This is a genomic window from Paenibacillus foliorum, from assembly GCF_013141765.1.
GTDB classification, from domain to species: domain Bacteria; phylum Bacillota; class Bacilli; order Paenibacillales; family NBRC-103111; genus Paenibacillus_S; species Paenibacillus_S foliorum.
The window spans coordinates 109,006-130,759 of sequence record NZ_WHOD01000027.1 but is presented as its reverse complement, the minus strand read 5'-3'; the positions used below and the strand labels follow the sequence as shown (position 1 = coordinate 130,759).

Genomic DNA, 21,754 nt, shown 5'->3' with positions numbered 1-21,754 from the left:
CAAGCCAATCTCTATTTTTCTTGTACAACTGCATTTAGTGGGTCAAAATCAGCAACCACAAGCACATCCATATGCCGGGCACTCCGGAGAAGCTTTTTCACAATAGAGCCCTTCCATAGCTCCTTCCATATCGATAATTTGGATTGGCCCAGAATAATCTGTGTGGCTTTGAACTCATTCGCTCTTTTTACTAGAACATCGGAAGTGGAATGGCGGCGATCTGCCTTGATTATTTCAAAGGTTCCTCCGAGTCGCGAGGTCAGCTTATGGATCGCTTCCAGTCTCTGCGCCATTTCATCTGTCAAGGTAACATGCTCCAGCTGTACGTAGGTGACATGCCACGCGGCTTTAAGCCTGTAAGCAATCCTGAAGCCTCTGCGAATCAGCCGTTCTGCATGAGGCTCCGCATCCACGCATACGAAAATGACCTCCTGCCTTCTCCAGGGTCCCCGCAATGAGCCTCTGCGTTCCCATGACTCCAGGCGTTCATCCACATCATCGGCTATTTCCCTTAACGCCAGCTCGCGCAATGCGATGAGGTTACCCGTCTTGAAGAAATGGTTCAAAGCCTGATTCACTTTATCCATCGCGTAAATTTTGCCTTCCCTCATCCGCTGCTGCAATGACCCGGGAGCCACATCTATCAGCTGTACTTCATCAGCCAACCGTAATATATGGTCTGGCACGGTTTCTCTTACCCGCACTCCCGTGATTTGCTCAACGGAATCATTCAAGCTTTCCAGATGCTGTACATTCACAGTAGAAATAACCGAGATGCCGGCAGCCAGAATGTCCAGCACATCCTCGTACCTTTTTTTATTTTTGCTGCCAGGTATATTCGTATGCGCCAGTTCATCCACCAGCACTACATCCGGATTGCGGCGTATAATTTCTTCCGTATCCATCTCTTCCAACCGGGTGCCCCGATAGTCAACCACGCTGCGGGGAATCAGCTCAAGACCTCCCACCTGCAGCTGCGTTTCTATGCGGCCATGCGTCTCCAGCAGCCCAACAAGTACATTGAGCTTTTTAAGGAGCAGATCATTCCCTTCCCGCAGCATCTTATAGGTTTTTCCAACGCCTGGTGCGGCTCCAATGTATACTTTAAATTGTCCTCTCTTCATTCGTTGAATCTTCCGCTCCACCTCTTGAGAGCTTAACCGGCGGAACCATTCTGCTTCTTCCTGCGGCTTGGATAGCTTGGCTGGCAATATGCGTTCCCCTTCATGCTCAGCACGGTCAGCCACAACAAAAATATCAATGTTTCTCGTTTTTTTCAAAATATCATGGACAATCGAGCCCTGCCAAAATTCCTGCCACCCCGTCTGTTTGGAATGACCGAGAACAATTCGGGTTACATTATTAGTCAAAGCATAATTTACTAAAATACTCGGGAGCGCTCTGCGGGAGCAAAGAGGCAGCTCCTCGAACTGCGCCCCTACCTTCTCTACCAGCTTAATAATAGACCGTTTAAAGGTTGCCGCATCCTTCGAGAGATTATTTTTCAGGTTTACAAAAGTGACGACAAGCAAGTCACCGTTCAGTCTCTTGGCAATTTGTTGGCCTCTACGTACATAGATGGAACCGTTCCAATGATACTGGACCGAAACAAGAATCCGCTCTGTTGCACCTGACGGACCTATTAACCCAATCTCCTCCCTATGTTTCTCCAAAGACTCATTTACGCCTTCCGCCATTAAACGCAAAGATAGTTCCCGAAGAACCGCTAGATTGCCTTGTTTGAACAAACGACTGCCTTGACCCTGATCGATGCGCAAATGTCCTTCTGCCACTCGGTTCAACAACGCTTCTGGTGTGGCATCAATCAATACTACTTCATCGGCCAGCTCCAGCGTATCGGCAGGAACCGTCTCCTTCACCTCGATACCGGTCAGCTTCCTGGCTAATTCCTTAACTCCCTCCAGCTCATACACATTTACCGTTGTTATAACGCTGATTCCATGGCTAAGAAGAAAGCGAATATCCTCCAGCCGAGTAGGGAATCTAGCTTCTTTGCGGTTTTGATGCGCCAGCCCGTCGACCAGAACGACCTCAGGATTGCGAGCAATCAGAGCATCCAGGTTCAAATCCTTTTTTTCCTCTTGCTCCTTCATCCAATGGATACTCGGCACACGCTCCAAATCGCCTAGCTGTTCCATCGTTTCCGGGCGCTGCATCGTGGATACAGCACAGATCACGACATCAATCCCTTGCTGCTTTAAACTCTGCCCCTCACGTAGCATGTGATAAGTTTTACCTGAGCCGCTCACCGCACCGATATAAACCTTCAGCCGTCCTTTATGCAGCTTAGAGATAGACAGCAAGATTTCTTCCGGCGTCTTGCGTTTAAAATTGTCCATGCAGCCGCTCCTTCCTCAAGCTATATGAAAAAGCACACAGACCACCCAGTTAACGGGTGGTCATCCTGCAGCTTATTGAGTTTCTTTGACACCTAAGCCCTGCAAAGCTAGATTCATCTTCAGCACATTCACACGTGGCTCACCGAACAGACCGAGATCGCGCCCTTCGGTGTTTGCATCCACCAGCGTATTCAGCTGGGATGCGGGCAAGCCGGTCAGCTTGCTGATCCGCGGCACCTGCGCTTTGGCAGATTCGGGACTGATATGAGGATCCAGTCCCGATCCCGAGTTGGTAATCAAGCCAATAGGAAGCTTGCTTATGGGAACATCCGGATTGTTAGTCTTCCAATCCTCTATGGATTCCTGAGTACGCTTCAGCATATCCGGGTTGGAAGGAGCATAGTTATTTGTTCCGGAAGCCTCTGCTTTATAATCTATGCTCGATACTCTCCCTTGAAAAAACTTCGGATCCGTTACCTTTTGACCAATTAGCTCCGAACCAACGATTTCTCCCTTACTATTTTCAATCATGCTGCCGTTGGCCTTTCCCGGCATGAGAACCTGAGCGAAACCTGTGCAAACCAGTGGATATACGATGCCGCATAACACGATAAATACAAGACTCGCCCGAATAGCGATACCTAGAGACAATTTAGCCGAATCAAACCCTGCCTGTGCCGATTTATTCATCCTTTTTCAACCTCTTTTCTCTATACTTTAAAATGTCGCTATTAAATCCATACGTGAACGATAAGGTCGATCAGCTTGATACCTACAAAAGGAACGATTATTCCGCCAAGACCGTAGATGAACATATTTCGCTGCAAAAGCTTTGTAGAGCTCATCGGCTTATAAGCTACACCCCTCATAGCCAGTGGGATCAGCAAAGGAATAATGATAGCGTTAAATATTAACGCCGATAAAATCGCCGACAGAGGAGAGCCCAGTCTCATGAGGTTCAGCGCCTCCATCTGAGGAATCGCCAATGTGAACATGGCGGGAATGATTGCAAAATATTTCGCCACATCGTTGGCAATACTGAAGGTTGTCAATGCTCCGCGAGTCATAAGCAGCTGCTTGCCGATGGCCACGACCTCAATAATTTTTGATGGATCGGAATCCAGATCAACCATGTTCGCCGCTTCTTTAGCAGCTATGGTGCCGCTGTTCATGGCAAGACCTACATCGGCTTGCGCAAGCGCAGGAGCATCATTGGTTCCGTCCCCGGTCATCGCGACCAGCTTTCCTTCCGCCTGTTCTCTGCGGATAACCGCGATTTTATCCTCCGGCTTGCTCTCGGCAATAAAATCATCCACACCCGCTTCACGAGCTATTGTAGCAGCCGTTAGCGGATTGTCTCCTGTACACATAATCGTTTTGATACCCATTTTGCGAAGCTGCTCAAACCGCTCTTTCATACCTGGCTTCACGGTATCCTTCAAGTAGATTAATCCAAAAATTTGATTATCCACGGCTACTGCAAGAGGTGTCCCGCCTTCTGAGGCGATTGCATTGCTCTTAACATCCAAATCTCTTGGAATTGAGCCTCCTGCAGCTTCCACCCATTTCTTCACTGCATCGACGGCACCTTTACGAACCTTGCGTCCGTCTGTCAGATCAATTCCGCTCATCCGGGTTTCAGCCTTGAATTCAATAAATTCTCCACCCGCTGCAAGTGTATCATTATAAGTCAGTCCTTGTTTCTTCATCAACTCCAGTACAGAACGGCCTTCCGGTGTCTCATCCTTCATAGAGCTGATTGCCGCCCATTCGCCCAGCACTCTGATATTATCGGAGCCCACTGGAATGAACTCGCTAGCCATCCGGTTACCAAAGGTTATGGTTCCGGTTTTGTCGAGAATCATCGTATTGATATCTCCTGCAGCTTCCACTGCTTTACCCGACATGGCAAGAACATTAAATTGGGTTACCCGGTCCATACCAGCAATACCAATAGCAGACAGCAATCCACCAATGGTCGTTGGAATCAGGCAGACAAGCAGGGAAATCAATACCGGTATTTGCAATTCAATTTCCAGAAACTTAGCAATTGGAGCCAACGTAATAACCACGATCAAGAAAATCAGCGTCAAGCTGGAAAGCAGCGTGTTCAAGGCAATTTCGTTCGGCGTCTTCTGCCTCTTAGCCCCTTCAACCAGAGCGATCATCCGATCGATAAATGATTCACCAGGATCACTTGTAATTCGAACCTTGATCTTGTCGCTGACCACTCTCGTACCGCCGGTTACAGAGCTGAAGTCGCCGCCTGCCTCTTTAATAACCGGTGCAGACTCACCTGTGATGGCCGACTCGTCGACAGATGCAAGTCCCTCTATGACTTCACCATCACCCGGAATCATCTCGCCTTGAGCGACTACAACGATATCGCCTTTGCGAAGCTCTGTTGACGGTATTTGCTTCAAGCCCCCGTTGACTACTTTGATAGCGGTAATCTCTTGTTTGGATTTTTTCAACGAGTCCGCTTGCGCTTTCCCCCGTCCTTCTGCCAGTGCTTCCGCAAAGTTAGCGAACAGCACCGTGAACAGCAGGATCAAAAATACGGTAAGATTAAAGCCTACGCTTTCCTCTGTACCAAAGTAACCAGGCAAGATTGTCATCAATAAAACAATCAATGTGCCTACCTCTACAACAAACATAACCGGATTTTTCATCATCATGACTGGGTTCAGCTTCACAAAGCTATCTTTAACGGCATTTGCAACGATATCACCGGATAATAATTTTCGTCTATTCGTATTCATTGCTGATATCCACCTCTTCCATTTCCATTAACGGATCGTCAAATACTCTGCGATCGGCCCGAGCACAATACCAGGCAAGAACGTCAAAGCCCCAATAATCAATACAGTTCCTACGAGAATACCGGCAAATAAACGGTTATCGGTACGGAAAGTCCCGATCGTCTCAGGAACCCATTGCTTGCGCAGCAGGGAACCGGCCACGGCCAGCATGGCTACCATGGAAACGTAGCGGCCAAACAACATAACAAGTCCTGTTGTGATATTCCAAAACGGTGTATTATCTCCGAGTCCTTCAAAGCCCGAACCGTTATTGGCAGCAGAAGATGTATACTCGTACAGCACTTGCGAAATGCCGTGGAAAGATGGATTCGTGATCCCCGTTTTCCCCAATTCGGTGGCCAGCGCAATTGCCGTCGGAGCCAGAATGATAAGCGGATGCGCTAAAATCGCAATGGCAATCAGCTTCATCTCTCGCGCTTCTATTTTCCGGCCCAGAAACTCCGGTGTACGACCAACCATCAGCCCTGCTAAGAAGACGGCTAGAATTGCATACATCAGCATATTGACCAAGCCGACACCTTTGCCCCCGAAAACGCAGTTCAGCATCATTAAAGCTAATGGCGTGATGCCTCCAAGCGGTGTGAGCGTATCGTGCATATTATTAACACTTCCTGTGGTGGCCGCTGTCGTTACCGTTGTAAACAACGCCGACTGAGCGATTCCGAAGCGTGTTTCTTTCCCTTCCATGCTTCCCTGAGAAGCGTCGATACCCAGGTTATTGAGTACCGGATTTCCGCTTGACTCCGCTGCATACGCAAGAGACAGGAACATGACAAACAAAATCATCATAGCTGAGAAAATAACCCAACCCTGCTTGCGGTTTTTGGCAAACAAGCCAAATGTGTAAGGAAGTGCCGCCGATAATACCCACATCGATAATATTTCAATGACGTTAGTCAGCGGATTCGGATTTTCAAAGGGATGAGCCGAGTTGACTCCGAAAAATCCGCCCCCGTTCGTGCCTAAATGCTTGATCGATTCAAGTGAAGCAACCGGCCCTATCGCGATTTGCTGCCCGGAACCATCCAACCCCGTTGCGGATATTGTTGGCTGCAGCGTCTGCGGAACCTGCAAAGCGACTAGAAGCAAAGTAACCACAAAGGCAAGCGGGAAAAATACCCGTACATGGGCCTTCACAAAATCCTCGAAGAAGTTACCAATGGTTTCTCCTTTGCTGGTAATGCCTCTTATAAAAGCTATCGCAACTGAAAAGCCTGTCGCTGCCGAGGTGAACATCATCATCATGATGACCGCCATCTGCGAGAAATAGGACAACCCTGACTCTCCGCTATAATGCTGCAGGTTCGTGTTGGTCATGAAGCTGATGACCGTATTAAAGGTCAGTGTCTCTTCCATATTGTCGATTCCATTCGGATTGAAAGGCAGATACTTTTGCATTCTCAGAATCAAGTAGCTGACAGCCACAAGTACAATATTGGTAATGATAAAACTGAGCGCATACGTTTTCCAAGTCATGCCTTTCCGTTCTTTTAAGCCAATAAGCGAGAATATAGGTTTTTCAATAAAGGAGAACCATTTATCCGTCCGGTTAGCTTCATTCGAAAATACGTGATATAGATAGGTTCCCACTGGTTTAACCAGCAGTGCCAGAATTACGATGACAACGGCAATTTGCAAAATGCCCATAGTTTATTACTTCCCTTCCTAAACCTATCTATTATTTCTCAAAATTTTTCCGGATTTATAAGCGCGTAGGCCAAGTAAATAAATATAAATACGGTAAATATCACGACGATTATCATTTACTTTTCGCCTCCCGATTCCTGAATAACTCTTCCGCACCAGGATAGAAATCCTGTAAACAGCGCGTAGGTCGCTACCAGCATCAATACCATGTAGAGATCCATCATGTATATCCCTCCACCCTAATTTCAATAAGCTTAAGCTTGCACTCTATTATCCAACATGCGATTGTACCAAGAAAGAAACATCCTCACTGGTTGTGTGGATCACGTAAGTGGCTCCGAGCCCTTTATAAACTAGACGCGGGTTACTCGTATGCGTAATCACATAAATAGGCTTTATCGTCCAACTGCGGCATATTTGGATATAACGGCAACATAGGTTCATGCTCTGTTCAAATAGAAACACTTTGCCAACAACAAACTCTGGAATTTTCCATTTAGCTTGTTCTGTAGTATCTATCAAAATGATATTTTTTACCCCAAGACTATCCAGCCGTTGCTTTTCTCCTTTATTGTTAGCCATAGCTGCAAAAGGCAAGCCCTGTCGGATCAGCTGGCGTATGAATCCTTCACCTGTTTTGTTTGGTGCCGATACTAGAATAAATTCTTGCTGATCCATTTCGATTCTCCTCCTTTTTTCCCGAAAAGAAGGCAATAAAACGTCCCCCAAAAGTGACACGAACCTCTGTAGCGAATTCCGATTACTTGTGGGGGAGCCCCCGATTATCTGCAGAAATTTGCTTCGCATCATTTAATATGCGCAACAAAAAGAAGCCTGCGAAAAGAGGTAAACTCTTCTCGCGGCTTCCTAAGGCACAGAAAATTAAACCGTGTCTTACCCACGACAATCGTTGCCTCTCTCGATACGCTTACGAGGTTAGCTGTCGGATTCGGGCGTGAGAGTCGCCCTACCAGCAAGTATACTTATAAAGCATACCTGCAAGATTCACCCCATGGAGCTTGATACTGTGTCCAGCTTACGGACAAATGAAGTATCCTCTTGCGCTCCTTTGGTTCCCCCGTTCCTTTTCCCTTCAAGGACTCAGCGATAAAGATGCATGTTTATTTTACTTATAAAAAAATAGTAGAAACAAAGCTAGATGCTTTCAACTTTCTATACGAACCGGTTCGCGAAGAAAAGTTCGTACTGCCCAACGTTTACGAGGTTAGCTGACGGATTCGGATGGTGAGAGTCACCCTACCCGGGCGCGGTCTGGCATGCACCTCGGGATTCACCCCAAACGACTTATCATACGGCTCTCACACCGTATTTCAAATCGTTTTGTTGGTTCCCCCGTTTTCCTGTAATTAGGAAATTAAGCGGTTAGAATTGGAAACTTTCATGTAAATCATGAGACGTATCATACTCCTGTCGCTTAACACTGTAAACAATAGCTACCATGCATATGCGTCAATAACGGATTGCTAGAACCCCTAAACTGGGTTGATCCTCCATTTTACTGCATCTACCTCATTCTATCTCCATTTTTCAAGCTATTATCAAAAAACATAGCATACCCTAGCATTATGGCAGATAATAAACGTTAACCTTATTTGGATTCGCTTACATCTGCTTATACAGCAAAAATAACTAAAATAGCATCCGGATTCGGGTTTTACAATATGCTCCAGTCATCGTATGATACGTTTCAATAACTTCATATTTTAATTTTACGCTTAGTTCCCGCATGGGAAACGGGGGACCCACTTGAAGCTATCTTTATATAGATAGTTCACGGGGTGAATCCTTACAGGAATGCCAACGCATACCTGCTGGTAGGGCGCTCTCAAGCCCGAATCCGTCAGCTAACCTCGTAAGCGAATTGAGAGAGAACCGCAATCGTGTTTTCCTAGCCTGCTTGTTTCATTATGCTATAGGAAGCCCGTGAGTAGAGTTTCTCTGCTCTCCGGGCTTCTTTTTGTTGTCCATTCAAAAAATGACAAGGAGTGTTTCATTATGTTAAAGCTTGCTGACCCCCTGGAGATTCCATCTGATCGAACTCTGGAAGGCTTTAAAATTGGTTCCATGGAAATTTATCAATTTGATTGTCTTCTATTAAAAAAACGAATTCCGCAGGTCACAAACGAATGCGCATGCGGCTTGCTAAAAATATCGAGCAACGGAATTAACGGCTGGGAGGAATGCATCCTGCCTTCCTGCGGGAAAAAATTCGATCTTATCCAGTGGGCTTCCGGTTTTAATAAATTAAAGGGACTTTCGGTATACGAAGCTATGGCTTTAATCCACAACAAACAAGAAGTATGGGGACAAGACCGGTGCGAGTTAGCTGAGTCTGCTCTGCAGAATCTTATTAAACAGCTTCAAAATACGGATACAGCTAACCCGCAAAAGGAAAACGGCATTGTCTTGGAGCGTTCCTTCTTGATCGATCAATCGCGATCTTATTTTTCCTTCTAACCTAAGTTCTATTCCCATTTGAATGTGAAGCTGGCTACAATAAAAGCCAATACCAACCATATTCCAAGAAATACGGCTTCTACCCACATACTCCCAAAAGTTGCCCCCACATTCATCACCTGTCTCAGAGCTGTTGTTAAATGGGATATAGGAATTATTTTAACAATCCCCTGAACCATTTCCGGCATATCCTTGATAGGAAAAAATACGCCTCCAACAAACAGCATCGGGAAGGAAATGAACCCGGCAATAGGCCCCGCGCTCTCCGGAGTTTTGGCAATTCCCGCTACAATGAAGCCTGTTGCCATGAACGCAAGTGTACCCAGAATAACGAAAAACAGTAAAGTCAGCCAAGATCCGTTCACCTGGGTTCCGAAGAACAAGTAGGCCACTAGCAGCACAATAACCGATTGAATGCCGTTTAGAACAAGCCTGGCTGTAATTTGCGCCGCGATGAACGTAGATGCTCGTAAGGTTGTGCTTTGCATACGGCGCAGCACCCCTCTCTCCCGCCAGGATGCGATTTGTCCGGCAACCCCGTTGAGGTTATTGGACATAATCATCATAGCCAGAATGCCCGGCACCAAGAAATCGATATACCGCAATTTCAAGGATTGCACGCCCTCCGATTTCAAGCTAAGAACAGGAACATAATTCACGCTCTGCTTGGATACGGAATCTATGATCTGGTTTAGAGCTACTTTAGCCAGCTCCGATACAGATAAGTTGGTTTCATCATAATACATTTTCAGCTCGGCTGGTGCCCCGGACTTATTACCATTCTGAATAGTTTGACCCGTACCCTTCGGAATGATCAGAACAAATTGAGTGTCTCCTTGCTTTAACAAAGCTAGCGCCTGCTCCACATCCTGCGATTCAGTCGCTTTTACAATCGAGCTGCTTCTCATTAAGCCGCTAATATTCTGCGATTGGACCGATTGGTCTTGATCAATAACAACTCCGTCCAAAGAAACAGAACTCCCATTTCCAAGAAACGAGCCTAGCATAACCATAAAAAAGACAGGAAACAGCAGTGTCCAAAATAAAACTTGTCGGTTCCTTGTAAAAATTCTAAGTTGGGCCAACGTTAATTGTATATAGGCATTCATTCGGCTCGACCGCCTCCTAAAATGTAAATCTTCATTCCTCTCTCAAGCTCTTCCCTGTCATATGGATGAAGACATCCTCCAAGGTAGCCGTCCGTGTCTGCAAATCGATAATTTTCCACTGCTCTGCTTCGGCACGCTGGATCAAGTCAATAAGCGAGGTCTGCAAATGATCGGTGTACAATACAAAGACATCCTTACGCAAATCAGCCTGCTTCACTTTTTGCACGGTCTGGAGTTGGCCAAGCATTATAGAGGCTTGCGTCTCTGGCAGCTTGCCGCCCTCTTCCGTCAAGCGAAACTCGATGGCACTATCCGACTGCAGACTGCTCACGAGGCTACGCGGCGTATCGAGAGCGATGACCTGACCGCTATCCATCAAGCAGATCCGATCACAGAGGATATGCGCTTCTTCCATATAATGCGTCGATAGCACAACCGTCTTTCCCTGCTCCTTTAATCGCAAAATTATATCCCACAGCGTACGGCGTGCCTGAGGATCAAGCCCTGTCGTTGGTTCGTCCAGAAATACCACCTGGGGATCGTTAACCAACGCCAGCCCAATAGCTAAGCGCTGCTTCTGCCCACCGGACAAGTTTTTGACGCGGTCATTTACTTTTTCACGCAAAATCATATCGTCCATCAAAGGCTCAAGAGGGACCGATTCCGGATAAAAGCTGGCATACATGCGCATGATCTCATGCACCTTCAGCAGCTCGAACAGTGAGGTTGATTGAAGCTGAACACCGATAACCTGCTTGACCTTGTTCAAATCGGTCTGTGTATCAAAGCCCGCTACCCGCGCACTGCCTCCATCAGGCCTTCGAAGTCCCTCGATCATTTCCATCGTCGTTGTTTTGCCTGCCCCATTGGGACCGAGCAATCCAAACACTTCACCCTTATACACTTCAAAATCGACGCCCTTGACGGCAGTAAAGTCGCCATATCGCTTAATTAAGCCCTTCACTTCAATTATTGCTTGTGGTGCAGTCAACGTTCTCAGCCTCCTTCACTCACCTATTTCCCTTATCTTCCACAGTATACCATTCTCTAAATATATAAAGCACATTCATGCTTTCATTGGATGTCTGGCCTTCGAACATGATATAGTAAGGTCTATAAATCAATGCACCTGAATGGACCCGGACTGGAAACGCCATCGTGGAAACAGCTGTGCAAAAGGAGAACAAAATCATGAATAGAAGCAAGAAGCCTATGAATAAGAAACCTATGAACCCGAAATCTAATCCATCTCCAATCAAACTATACACAGTAAAAGAACCTTCCGAGCTATTGAACTTTCTAATAACAACCTTATCAAATCAAGGCCGAAACTCCATTAAATCCATCCTGAGCCGCGGACAAGTATCAGTGAACAATAAAGTCGTAACTGTATACAACCACCCGCTACAGCCCGGACAAACGGTATCCATCCGCAAGGATAGAGCACCTGAAGCTCCGCCTATGATAGGGCTTACGATTTTGCATGAGGACGAGGATGTCGTAGTCATTCAAAAGGATTCCGGCCTGCTATCGGTAGCTTCCGATCAAGCTCATGAGGATGAACTGACAGCCTATCGGCAGCTTACAGCCCATGTCCGCATAGGCAATCCCAAAAATCGTATTTTTGTTGTGCATCGCTTGGACCGTGACACCTCGGGAGTTATGCTGTTCGCCAAAAGCGAGCATGTCCAACAAACGCTGCAAAACGCATGGCAGGATACGGTCAAGGAACGTACTTACGTTGCCCTTGTTGAAGGTATGGTAAAGAAACAAGAAGGCACCATATCATCGTGGTTGAAAGAAAGTGCTACGCTAAAAATGTACTCCAGCCCTTACCCTAATGATGGACAGCATGCCGTAACTCATTACAAAGTCATTCAATCCAACCGAAACTTTTCGTTACTGGAGGTCCATCTCGAAACAGGACGAAAAAATCAAATCCGAGTTCACATGCAGGATATAGGCCACCCTATTGCTGGCGATAAGAAATACGGCTCAACCACCAAGCCCATTAACCGGCTCGGCCTGCACGCGCGTGTCTTATCCTTTATACATCCACGATCAGGTGAGCTGCTGCGTTTTGAAACGGAAATTCCCAAATCGTTTATTAATCCTTCTCGTGTTGCGCCTCCACAATAACTGAGTTGTCTAAGAGAACCTTTCCTCTTCATCATGTATTGAGTATTCGATGACTGTAAATGATATAGGTGAATGTTTTTCTTCATAACACAAGTTCGAGAAATCGCAGTATTTATAAGTTGAGGATGTGGATAATAGATGGCGAAGTTGACTCCGTATTTTTATTCCGATAATGCTAAAGCGCAGGCGCAATTCTATGTGCAAGCACTTGGAGGAGAAATTGGCGATCAGATGACTTATGGACAAGCCCCCGGTACTGATGAAGCCATTAAGGATAAAATCATACACATGGCATTCACAGCCGCAGGAGAGAACTTCTATATTGCCGACACCATGCACGAGCCCCCGGGACGCAGCAGCGGGTTTGATCTGAACCTCGAGTTCCAAACAGAGGAGGAAGCCCAGCAAGCATTCACCAATCTGTCCGAAGGCGGAAAAGTGATTATGGCGCTGGAGAAGCAATTTTGGGGAAGCCTGTTTGGTCGTCTGGAGGACAAGTTCGGCATCAAATGGCAGATCAGTACAAAAGCACAAGGAAAACAGGGATAAGCTTGAGCTGAGATGGCCTATATTGAATACTTGGTATCATAAAAACAGGGTTATCCCCCAGCCGTTTTATATAACGACTTGTGGGATAACCCTTATCATATATAACGTATGTGAATGAGATCAGTCCTATACTAGAGTATTTTCTACTGTAGCTATATAGCTTAGCCGCTTTTTTGCGCCAGCATTTTCAGCAACACAGTTACAGCCGCTGCCTTCGTTGTCTTAGCATTCGGATCGAATTGGTTATCCCCCTTACCTTCTACAAGGCTAAGCTTCTTCACAACTGCCACCGCGCCATTTGCCACGCCGGTACATCCTTGTCGTCCGCGAAGCCCGTTGTTGCAGTTGCTTCCATGCATTGGTCATCATTATGGCCATCTTATTGAAGCTGAAGCTGCTTCACCTACAACAAACCGCAAATTTGGTAAAGTTATTCACCTCAACTATAATGTAAGAACTGTTAACCTATACGCCCCCCCCATACACCATCAGCCAATCCGATATCCCAAATATAGTTTGCAGGAACCGCCTTGAAGGCAGCTTCATCTGCATACGACAGGTGCAGGTTCGAGCTCATCATATATGTAAACAACAGCATAGTAATGGGTAAAAGGATACATATAAAAGGCTCAATACCGAAATCAGCGCTTGACGAAGTCATTCGATTTAGATTCCATACCCACCTCATCGCTTGACAAGACTTCACTACAGACCATATTAATCTAAGCCATATTTACTCCCAAAACCTGCATCTATACATCCTTTTGGAAGTTTTATCAGCAGTCTTCGTGAATTCCTGCAAATGTGCATCTCTTTTCATTCTTTGTTGAAATCGGACCATTTCACATGAAAATTGCTGTACTTTTGCAGTTTTTTCATCTCACCAGCGTATTCAATAGAAAATAACTGCATGTTTGCAGGATTTTGTGCACGCTGATTAATTAGGGAGAGGGTCAGCACTGATTTTGAGGTTGATTCATGTTTTATTAACTATGAGCAGGGGTATGATGGAATTATTAGGAGGGATTTCAATGAAAAAGAACTGGAAGGTTTGGATCGCAATATGTGCCGGATTTGTGTTTTTTTCGGGATCTGTTCTAGCAGCAGCAACGGGTCCACGGATTTTTATCAATAACATAGAATTCGCCGGAAGCGCCTTTAAGCTGAAAATGGACGAAGGAACAGCGATGGTATCCTTGAGGTCTCTAGTAGAACAGCTCCGTGGTAAAGTGACATACAAGGACAACAGTATCTATGTGACTATGCCTGAATCGTCCAATTTGTCTATGCAAGTGAGAAGTCTGGAGAATGCACTGGAAGCTGAATCTCCGGAGGAAGCCGTTCGGACATGGATCCGTGGTGTGCAAAAGAGAAGCGGTGCCATCCAGTACGCTGTCTTGTCGCCTGATCTCCGCCAAAAGACCAAGCAGGAATTCGAAGACCACTTCTGGGTAACTGGCGTCTCCAGCCCTCATATGGGAAAAGTCGAGCACCTGCATACCAAGGAAGTGTCACCGGATAAGGTTCAAGTTTCATTTGATTATCCACTGGTGGTGATGAATGGAACCATTGGAAAAGGCAGTGCCTGCATCCTAGTGGAAAAGATAAACCGGGAATCATCTGATTACTGGGCCATTTCGGATATTGCTTTGAAGGACCCTGGAGATACAGGGATCATGATCGGAGCGAGAAAGCTTGAACAATAATCACATCTTACCCGTAAAAAAAGTTACATAAGTCATCTTAGCAACAACAGTTCGGCACATTTCCGCAGCTAAAAAGACCTCATCTTTGCATTTGATTATCGAATGCAAAGATGAGGTCTTTTGTTTCGTTGCAGTTTTGTTCGTTGCAGTGGTGTGATGGTCAGGTCATTGGAAGAATCACTATATATTATTACATAGAGTTCAGATATAATTTAATCAAAGCTGCATAATATTCAAAATATTGGGAGGTCATGATAGTGAATGAGATCCATAACAAAAGATTAATATTTGTATTTACCGGCCCCGATGGCTCCGGGAGAAAAACCGTAGCCCAGAAAGTAGGAGCCTTGTGTGAACTGCAAAGAGTCTTATCCTATACTACCCGACCCAGCAGATTATATGAGAAAGATGGAGTAGACTATCATTTTATCACTCCTGAGCAATTCATTGAAGCAGAGCAAAACAACGAATTCATCGAAACGCTTGAAATGGAAGGTGTCTTTTACGGAATCAAATCGATAGAAGTCGAGGCTATGTTTCAAAAGCACCCTTATGTATACCTCATCCTAAACCGTCAGGGTTCTAAGCTTGTAAAGGACGCATATGGCGATAAAGTCATCCAGATCATGATTTATGCCGATCGAAACAAGGTGATGAGCCGGTTGCTGGAGCGCGGAGATACGACGGAGGTCATCTATAAGAATTTAGACCGTTATGAACAAGAAATGGGTTACTCAAAAGAATGTGACGCCAATGTTGAAAATTATGATTTAGACGACACCGTAGAAGAAGTTACCGAAATCTTGAAATCATATATACTCAAATAACATATGAAAAGGCCATAGGCTTGTCCCCTATGGCCCTGGCTGAGCAGGTTTTCCCTGCTCAGCCATTTTTTGTTGAAGCTATTATTTAACGCAGAATCGTCTCAATCTGTTCAATTTCAGTCGAATCTAATTCCAATCGGTTAATTGCACCCACATTATCTTCAATCTGACTCACCTTGCTCGCTCCTATCAGAACGGAGGCAACACGTTCCTTACGCAGTACCCAGGCAAGCGCAAGCTGTGCCAAGGTTTGCCCGCGACCTATAGCAATCTCATTCAATTGCTTGATCTTGTTCAATTTCTCCTCGGTAATATCCTTCTCCTTAAGAAATGGACTGTTCGAGCTTGCTGCGCGTGAATCCAGAGGAATCCCATCCAAATAGCGGTTGGTCAGCACACCTTGAGCCAATGGGCTAAAGGCGATGCAGCCCGCTCCGCCTTCCTCCAGCTCCTCCAATAATCCATTCTCAACCCAGCGATTAAACATGGAGTAGGTAGCTTGATGAATCAGCAACGGTGTTCCAAGTGACTTTAGGATCTGGATCGCTTGTTTGGTCTGTTCTGCGCTATAATTCGAAATTCCAACATAGAGCGCTTTTCCTTGTCTCACGATTAGATCCAGTGCCCCCATTGTTTCTTCCATAGGTGTGTTAGGATCAGGGCGATGAGAATAGAAAATATCCACATAGTCGAGTCCCATACGCTTCAAGCTCTGATCAAGACTGGATATCATATTTTTCTTAGAGCCCCACTCTCCATAGGGTCCGGGCCACATATAATAACCTGCCTTCGTGGATACGATCATTTCATCTCGGTAAGCAGCCAAGTCTGATTTGAGAATTTTACCAAAGGTTTCCTCGGCGGAGCCTGCAGAGGGTCCATAGTTATTAGCCAGATCAAAATGAGTAATTCCTAAATCAAACGAACGGCAGATCATCGACTTGGCATTAGCCAGAGTATCGACATCACCGAAATTATGCCATAGCCCTAATGAAACCGCCGGGAGCTTCAGCCCCGATCTCCCGCAGCGGTTATAAACCATCGAATCATATCTTTGTTCATTCGGTACATAAGTTGTCATCATCACAGCTCCTTTTCTTCATTTAAGAGGTTGTTCAAAGAATTCCCTTGGATCACTCACTTTATGGCTGCCTACCTATCCCTTCAAGCCTGTTGTGCTTATGCCTTCGACGATATACTTTTGAAAAACGAAAAATACAACGACTATGGGAACCAAAGACAAGATAGACATCGCGAACATGGCTCCCCAATCCGTTTTCATCGTAGGGTCGGAGAAATTCTTAATAGCCAAGGAAACCGTCGCCAATTTGGGCGAATTTAAATATAACAAGGGACTGAAGAAGTCATCCCACGTCCAATAAAACTTAAAGATCGATACCGTAATAATGGCCGGGACAAGCAAAGGCACCATGATCCGGATAAAAATCTGATATTTGTCGCATCCGTCGATATAAGCCGATTCATCCAATTCTTTGGGAATCCCTCTTAAAAATTGGGTAGTTAGAAAGATGAAGAACGCTCCTCCGAAAAAAGCGGGGACAATCAACGGTAAAAACGTATTAATCCATCCTATTTTATGAAAAAAGATATACTGCGGGATCATCAATACCTCGCCTGGCAGCATCATCGTTAGCATCATGCAGCCAAACCAAAAGGGAGCCCACTTGAAGCGAATTCTGGCAAACCCGTAAGCAACCATGGTAGACGAGATTACGGTCCCGATTACAGAAAGAATGGTGATGATAAAGGAGTTTTTGAAAAAGACAGAAAAAGAAATGCCAGCGAACCCTTTAAATCCGTTAACATAGTTGTCAAAGTTCCATTTCAAAGGAATTAATTGATGCGCATGAGTAAAAATTTCAGTAGTATCCTTCAGGGAGCTGGATAGCATCCATAACACAGGGTAGATCATGACGAAGGCAAATAGAGTAACAAAAACATGAACAACAATACGTCCGGACTGCCTGATTGTTTTTGCTGAGCTGTTCATGCTCTATTCCCCCTTCGATTCATAATGAACCCAATGTTTAGATGTTTTGAACACGACGGCCGTAAAGAAAGCGATCATTAGCAGCAGAACCCATGCCATAGATGAGCCATATCCCATTTCATAATAACGGAATGATTTCTCATATAAATACAGCACATAGAACAACGTCTTATCAAAGGGCCCTCCTCCGGTTACGATCATACCCTCGGTGAACACCTTGAATCCATTGATAATCCCCATAACCAGATTAAAAAAGATAACCGGCGTCAATAGGGGAATCGTTATGTCTTTGAATTTCCGCCATGCGTTGGCACCATCCACCTGAGCCGCCTCGTATAATTCCGCAGGAATTTGCTTCAAGCCAGCAAGGAAAATAAGCATGGAAGAACCAAATTGCCATACGGATAAAACGATCAGCGACAGAAGAGCCGTTGAAGGATGGGTGATCCACGAAACCTTCTCGGTGATTCCAAAGAATGACTCCAAAAAGGAGTTAAAGGCACCCGAAGCACCGAAGAGCTGCCGCCACATGACCGACACTGCAACACTGCCTCCGATCAAAGTCGGCAAATAATAAGTGGCTCTGAAAAATCCAAGAAATTTTAATTTCATGTTCAGCAGCAGCGCTACGGCGAGCGCAAAGCAGAGACGCAAGGGTACAGCAGTGAAAACGAAGATTAGCGTTGCCTTAACCGATATCCAATAGCGGGAGTCTTCCATAAACATCTCTTTGAAATTGTCCAATCCTACCCACTCCGGAGGAGAAAGGATGTCATATTTGGTAAAAGCGAGATATAGCGAAGCGGCTATCGGAATAATGGAAAAAGCAAGAAAACCAAACAACCAAGGGAAAATAAATACATACCCCGCCGTATTGTCGGATTTCCAGAATGTTTTGTTGCCGACTCCTCTCAAGCTCCATCACCTCGTTTGTGTCGTGGGATAAATCTGGGGATAAACCATAACCCTATACAGCTATGGCTTATCTCATGTATTCCATTATTTTTTCTTAGCCAACACTGCATTTGCTTCTTTTCTGAATTTTTCTGCTGCTTGCTGCGGGGTAATCTTCTCGTAGAATACCTCGGCACGAATGTTCGTAAATATTTTACCTACCTCCGATCCGGCAACCGGAGCAGGAGGATCGATGACGCTTGAATGCTTCTCGACCACTTGAAGATACTGGGACACTCTCTTTTGAGTATCGCTGAAGCTATTCTGCATACCCGCAATGAGCTTTGGATGATACGGCATTCCGAAATAAGCATTCAGTGATTTGGCCGCATCCAAATTGTTTGTGAAAAACTCGATAAACTTGGCCGCCTCCTCAGGATGCTTGGAGGAAGCTGCAATCCCGTGGAAGAAGGAAGGCTTCATATACATCCCCTTACCGTCGCCTGATCCCGGGTACATGGCATAGCCAAGAGGCTTCTTGAGCTGGGTTTCCATAATATCCGCATGGTTGCTCCAATAGGAGAATCCGCCGAATGCCGCTTGCCCCTTAGGAAACGGACCGTCTTCTAAGCCTCTGACTTCAAGCTCAACGCCAATTGGGCTTATAATGCCCTTCTTCTGCCATTTAAGCTGAAGGTTCATATAATCTATGAACAATTTATCATCATCATAGCCAAGAGCGTCTTGTGCCTTATTATAAAAGGATTTGCCTTGCTGTCTGAGCCATACTTCGAAATGACTTTGCATCATATGGGTATCGCCATATATGTTCAGCTTGTCTTTGATCGTCTGTAAGTCCTTCTCATATTGATCCCAAGTGTAATCTGGACCCGGGGCTTTAACACCCGCTTTCTCTAGCTTTTCAGGGTCATAGAACATAACAAGAGCATTGTTTCCTATGTTAATGCCATAGGTTTTCCCGTTAATGATACCGCCCTTCATATTAACTTCCGCTACACCGGTCATATCGATGGTCTTATTGGCGATGTAATCATCCAGCGGTTTCAAAATACCTTTATTTACATAGTTCTGAATTTGTGAGTAGTCTACACGGACAATATCCGGCAAGCTATTTGAAGCCGCTTGTACATTAATTTTGTCATTATAAGCATCACCCGCATAATATTCCGCTTCTATTTTTATATTCGGGTTGGCCTTTTGAAACAGCTCAATAACTGCGTTGTTCTTATCGACAGTCAATTGCGAGCCTGCCCAGTAAGTCATTCTTAAGGTGACGGGGTCATTCTTTTTTGGAGCCGCAGTATTAGGCTGAGAAGCAGCTGGCTCTTTGCCCTTGGTTTCACCGGCATTGGTGCTTGATCCTTGTGAGCATCCGGCGAGCGTGGACGATAATGTCAATAAAGCAGTCAAACAGAGAAACGTAACTTTCTGCATAACGACACTCCCCATCTTGAATTTTCTAAAATCACTCCTGAGAGAATGAAACAGGTTGGCCCCTCCTATTTGCATTTTCAAGTTAATTTTACTTGGTAGCCAATCAAATGATAATAAAAAAAACAGACACTTTTTACTTGAAAATCAGTAATGAGTGTCATGCTTTATCATTGTTTTATATTCTACTGGCGTATAGCCTGTATACTTTTTAAAAAGGTTGCTGAAATACTGCGAATCCCTGCCAAACCCTGTTTGTTCCGCAATCTCGTATACCTTATAGTTGTTGAAATTCGTCATGAGCTCCTTGGCCCACTCAATTCTGACTCTCGTTACATACTGGGAGAATTTTTCGTTCATCTCTTTTCGGAACAGCTTCCCCAAATAATCAACATTCATATAAAAATAATGCTTGGCAAGCCACTGCAGCGATAGCTCCTCATTCCCCAAATTGCTTTGAATATGCTGGACCATGCTGTGAACGAGCATACGGTTTTTTTGTGAATATACTTCGTAGTTTTCTTTGGTTATGACATGGGAAACGCCAAAAATATATCGGTGAATCTCCTCCAATGTTTTCATCTCAAGGATAGGAACAATTTTGGGAATGTTCTCGTTGATTTTATCCGGCATCGTTTGTCTAACAATAGTAGTGATCAATTCGATACAGTAGCTGATCGCCATATTAATTTCACATCGAAATTCGCGCAGCTTATCAAAAAAATAAGCCAACTCGTCTTTAAGATCCTCCGTATTCCCTATTTTGATTGCCATTACGATGTTGTGATAATTCAAATTCACCATTTCCGTTTGGGTGGATGACAGCTCCAGATCAACCTCTTCACTTGTGATAATACTGCTCTCACCCAGATAAAACCTGTATTTCAAATATTGCTGCGCATCGTAATATATTTTGGGGATATCCTCGAACGTACAAGGATTACTGATCGACAAGGTCAAATCAATTTTATATTTGCTCTCAAATTCCTCTTTAATTTTCGTTGTCATCTTTACAATTTCCTGTAATTCCATATCTTCAAGCAAGATTATAAACTTATCTCCTACTATCGTGCTTAGCATAATATTGCGGGTCTGGATCAGCTCTTCGGAAATATTTTTAAGCGCATATAATTCGACAAATTCAAAGGCAGCCTCCAGTTGGAACAAAATCAATCTTACCTTCTCATCATGAATGTGCAGAATCTTTTTATAATGCTCCATCTCATGTTTAAAAAATGTTCGGTTCAGCAGGCAGTCTCTTAGAAGCTGCTCCTTTACTTTAGGCAACGCTTCAGCCAGTTGATTCTCCATGATCTGATAAAAGCTTATCCTATTTCTCTGCTCATCCAATTCACTTATAACCTGCTGCAATACATCCGTTATGTCCACTTCGTCACAAGGCTTCAACAAATAATGCTTGACCCCATGCTGCATCGCTTTACTGGCAAATTCGAATTCCCCATGGCCTGATAGAACCACAAACTTGGCATACGGCAGCAGCTTCATCGTTTGTTGGATCAGCTCCAGTCCATCCATTCGAGGCATCTTGATATCCGTTATGATGATATCCGGCCGTATAGCTGACATTTGATCATAGGCGGATAGCCCATCAGGAGCGCAGCCGGTAAATTCTAGTCCCAATTGATCCCAATCAATTAATTTGGCGATGCCTTCTCGTATAATTCTTTCGTCATCTACCACAAACACCTTATAGCTCTGATCGATCAATTTCAACACCTCACCTATTGTCGTTTGCCACC

General features: G+C 45.0%; 20 protein-coding genes and 3 riboswitches. Of the genes, 5 read left to right on the top strand and 15 right to left on the bottom strand.

Going from position 1 to position 21,754, the window contains the following annotated elements; all coding sequences use genetic code 11:
• Nucleotides 1-11: 11 nt before the first annotated feature.
• The 6 genes from GC093_RS07485 to GC093_RS07460 all read right to left on the bottom strand — a co-directional run bounded on the left by GC093_RS07485 (nt 12) and on the right by GC093_RS07460 (nt 7,507).
• Nucleotides 12-2,360 (bottom strand): universal stress protein, encoded by a 2,349-nt coding sequence (locus GC093_RS07485; RefSeq protein ID WP_171651246.1) that lies wholly within the window; start codon nt 2,358-2,360, stop codon nt 12-14.
• Nucleotides 2,361-2,432: 72 nt separating this feature from the next.
• On the bottom strand, nt 2,433-3,050 hold the full coding sequence (gene kdpC, locus GC093_RS07480; RefSeq protein WP_171651245.1) for a potassium-transporting ATPase subunit KdpC: 618 nt from the start codon (nt 3,048-3,050) through the stop codon (nt 2,433-2,435).
• 41 nt (nt 3,051-3,091) lie between these two features.
• Nucleotides 3,092-5,122 (bottom strand): potassium-transporting ATPase subunit KdpB, encoded by a 2,031-nt coding sequence (gene kdpB, locus GC093_RS07475; RefSeq protein WP_171651244.1) that lies wholly within the window; start codon nt 5,120-5,122, stop codon nt 3,092-3,094.
• 27 nt (nt 5,123-5,149) lie between these two features.
• The gene (gene kdpA / locus GC093_RS07470) at nt 5,150-6,829 is read right to left on the bottom strand and encodes a potassium-transporting ATPase subunit KdpA (protein ID WP_171651243.1); all 1,680 of its coding nucleotides are present in this window, start codon (nt 6,827-6,829) and stop codon (nt 5,150-5,152) included.
• Between the two features lie 38 nt (nt 6,830-6,867).
• Complete coding sequence (kdpF, locus tag GC093_RS36850; protein ID WP_171651286.1) at nt 6,868-6,945, bottom strand: K(+)-transporting ATPase subunit F; 78 nt, start codon at nt 6,943-6,945, stop codon at nt 6,868-6,870.
• A gap of 154 nt (nt 6,946-7,099) precedes the next feature.
• Complete coding sequence (locus GC093_RS07460; protein ID WP_171651242.1) at nt 7,100-7,507, bottom strand: hypothetical protein; 408 nt, start codon at nt 7,505-7,507, stop codon at nt 7,100-7,102.
• Between the two features lie 231 nt (nt 7,508-7,738).
• Nucleotides 7,739-7,946, bottom strand: a riboswitch (cyclic di-AMP (ydaO/yuaA leader).
• Nucleotides 7,947-8,028: 82 nt separating this feature from the next.
• Nucleotides 8,029-8,221, bottom strand: a riboswitch (cyclic di-AMP (ydaO/yuaA leader).
• A gap of 331 nt (nt 8,222-8,552) precedes the next feature.
• Nucleotides 8,553-8,725: riboswitch (cyclic di-AMP (ydaO/yuaA leader) on the top strand.
• A 120-nt stretch (nt 8,726-8,845) separates the two neighbouring features.
• Between GC093_RS07460 and GC093_RS07455 the strand changes: the two genes are divergently transcribed.
• The gene (locus GC093_RS07455) at nt 8,846-9,307 is read left to right on the top strand and encodes a hypothetical protein (protein WP_171651241.1); all 462 of its coding nucleotides are present in this window, start codon (nt 8,846-8,848) and stop codon (nt 9,305-9,307) included.
• Nucleotides 9,308-9,315: 8 nt separating this feature from the next.
• On the opposite strand, the gene GC093_RS07450 is transcribed toward GC093_RS07455, so the two are convergent.
• Complete coding sequence (locus GC093_RS07450; protein WP_171651240.1) at nt 9,316-10,416, bottom strand: ABC transporter permease; 1,101 nt, start codon at nt 10,414-10,416, stop codon at nt 9,316-9,318.
• Between the two features lie 31 nt (nt 10,417-10,447).
• Nucleotides 10,448-11,407 (bottom strand): ABC transporter ATP-binding protein, encoded by a 960-nt coding sequence (locus tag GC093_RS07445; protein WP_171651239.1) that lies wholly within the window; start codon nt 11,405-11,407, stop codon nt 10,448-10,450.
• A gap of 236 nt (nt 11,408-11,643) precedes the next feature.
• Here GC093_RS07445 and GC093_RS07440 point away from each other — a divergent pair, with 236 nt between their 5' ends.
• Nucleotides 11,644-12,555: an RluA family pseudouridine synthase gene (locus GC093_RS07440; RefSeq protein ID WP_376768637.1), complete on the top strand. Its 912-nt coding sequence runs from the start codon at nt 11,644-11,646 to the stop codon at nt 12,553-12,555.
• A gap of 138 nt (nt 12,556-12,693) precedes the next feature.
• A complete protein-coding gene (locus tag GC093_RS07435; protein ID WP_171651237.1) occupies nt 12,694-13,104 on the top strand; it encodes a VOC family protein in 411 nt (136 codons plus the stop codon).
• 161 nt (nt 13,105-13,265) lie between these two features.
• On the opposite strand, the gene GC093_RS07430 is transcribed toward GC093_RS07435, so the two are convergent.
• Both GC093_RS07430 and GC093_RS07425 read right to left on the bottom strand, forming a co-directional pair.
• Nucleotides 13,266-13,463, bottom strand: a complete 198-nt coding sequence (locus GC093_RS07430) for an S-layer homology domain-containing protein (RefSeq protein ID WP_216624540.1) — start codon at nt 13,461-13,463, stop codon at nt 13,266-13,268.
• A 101-nt stretch (nt 13,464-13,564) separates the two neighbouring features.
• The gene (locus tag GC093_RS07425) at nt 13,565-13,765 is read right to left on the bottom strand and encodes a hypothetical protein (RefSeq protein ID WP_171651235.1); all 201 of its coding nucleotides are present in this window, start codon (nt 13,763-13,765) and stop codon (nt 13,565-13,567) included.
• 370 nt (nt 13,766-14,135) lie between these two features.
• Here GC093_RS07425 and GC093_RS07420 point away from each other — a divergent pair, with 370 nt between their 5' ends.
• Together GC093_RS07420 and GC093_RS07415 are read left to right on the top strand one after the other, a co-directional pair.
• Nucleotides 14,136-14,810: a hypothetical protein gene (locus GC093_RS07420; RefSeq protein WP_171651234.1), complete on the top strand. Its 675-nt coding sequence runs from the start codon at nt 14,136-14,138 to the stop codon at nt 14,808-14,810.
• 257 nt (nt 14,811-15,067) lie between these two features.
• Nucleotides 15,068-15,637 carry a guanylate kinase gene (locus GC093_RS07415; protein WP_171651233.1) on the top strand — a complete coding sequence of 190 codons (570 nt, stop codon included), beginning with the start codon at nt 15,068-15,070 and terminating at the stop codon, nt 15,635-15,637.
• 85 nt (nt 15,638-15,722) lie between these two features.
• On the opposite strand, the gene mgrA is transcribed toward GC093_RS07415, so the two are convergent.
• The 5 genes from mgrA to GC093_RS07390 all read right to left on the bottom strand — a co-directional run bounded on the left by mgrA (nt 15,723) and on the right by GC093_RS07390 (nt 21,722).
• The gene (mgrA, locus tag GC093_RS07410) at nt 15,723-16,721 is read right to left on the bottom strand and encodes an L-glyceraldehyde 3-phosphate reductase (protein ID WP_171651232.1); all 999 of its coding nucleotides are present in this window, start codon (nt 16,719-16,721) and stop codon (nt 15,723-15,725) included.
• A gap of 72 nt (nt 16,722-16,793) precedes the next feature.
• Nucleotides 16,794-17,648, bottom strand: coding sequence for a carbohydrate ABC transporter permease (locus GC093_RS07405; RefSeq protein WP_171651231.1), 855 nt, complete (start codon nt 17,646-17,648; stop codon nt 16,794-16,796).
• A gap of 3 nt (nt 17,649-17,651) precedes the next feature.
• Nucleotides 17,652-18,563: a carbohydrate ABC transporter permease gene (locus tag GC093_RS07400; RefSeq protein WP_171651230.1), complete on the bottom strand. Its 912-nt coding sequence runs from the start codon at nt 18,561-18,563 to the stop codon at nt 17,652-17,654.
• An 84-nt stretch (nt 18,564-18,647) separates the two neighbouring features.
• Complete coding sequence (locus tag GC093_RS07395; protein WP_171651229.1) at nt 18,648-19,997, bottom strand: ABC transporter substrate-binding protein; 1,350 nt, start codon at nt 19,995-19,997, stop codon at nt 18,648-18,650.
• A 144-nt stretch (nt 19,998-20,141) separates the two neighbouring features.
• A complete protein-coding gene (locus GC093_RS07390) occupies nt 20,142-21,722 on the bottom strand; it encodes a response regulator transcription factor (protein WP_171651228.1) in 1,581 nt (526 codons plus the stop codon).
• Nucleotides 21,723-21,754: the final 32 nt, after the last annotated feature.

Coding starts and splice junctions, on each gene's coding strand:
- GC093_RS07430 (WP_216624540.1), bottom strand. CDS start 13,463: ATGCATGGAAGCAACTGCAACAACGGGCTTCGCGGACGACAAGGATGT.
- GC093_RS07435 (WP_171651237.1), top strand. CDS start 12,694: ATGGCGAAGTTGACTCCGTATTTTTATTCCGATAATGCTAAAGCGCAG.
- GC093_RS07420 (WP_171651234.1), top strand. CDS start 14,136: ATGAAAAAGAACTGGAAGGTTTGGATCGCAATATGTGCCGGATTTGTG.
- mgrA (WP_171651232.1), bottom strand. CDS start 16,721: ATGATGACAACTTATGTACCGAATGAACAAAGATATGATTCGATGGTT.
- GC093_RS07485 (WP_171651246.1), bottom strand. CDS start 2,360: ATGGACAATTTTAAACGCAAGACGCCGGAAGAAATCTTGCTGTCTATC.
- GC093_RS07440 (WP_376768637.1), top strand. CDS start 11,644: ATGAACCCGAAATCTAATCCATCTCCAATCAAACTATACACAGTAAAA.
- GC093_RS07460 (WP_171651242.1), bottom strand. CDS start 7,507: ATGGATCAGCAAGAATTTATTCTAGTATCGGCACCAAACAAAACAGGT.
- kdpF (WP_171651286.1), bottom strand. CDS start 6,945: ATGATAATCGTCGTGATATTTACCGTATTTATATTTATTTACTTGGCC.
- kdpC (WP_171651245.1), bottom strand. CDS start 3,050: ATGAATAAATCGGCACAGGCAGGGTTTGATTCGGCTAAATTGTCTCTA.
- GC093_RS07395 (WP_171651229.1), bottom strand. CDS start 19,997: ATGCAGAAAGTTACGTTTCTCTGTTTGACTGCTTTATTGACATTATCG.
- GC093_RS07405 (WP_171651231.1), bottom strand. CDS start 17,648: ATGAACAGCTCAGCAAAAACAATCAGGCAGTCCGGACGTATTGTTGTT.
- kdpA (WP_171651243.1), bottom strand. CDS start 6,829: ATGGGCATTTTGCAAATTGCCGTTGTCATCGTAATTCTGGCACTGCTG.
- kdpB (WP_171651244.1), bottom strand. CDS start 5,122: ATGAATACGAATAGACGAAAATTATTATCCGGTGATATCGTTGCAAAT.
- GC093_RS07450 (WP_171651240.1), bottom strand. CDS start 10,416: ATGAATGCCTATATACAATTAACGTTGGCCCAACTTAGAATTTTTACA.
- GC093_RS07455 (WP_171651241.1), top strand. CDS start 8,846: ATGTTAAAGCTTGCTGACCCCCTGGAGATTCCATCTGATCGAACTCTG.
- GC093_RS07425 (WP_171651235.1), bottom strand. CDS start 13,765: ATGACTTCGTCAAGCGCTGATTTCGGTATTGAGCCTTTTATATGTATC.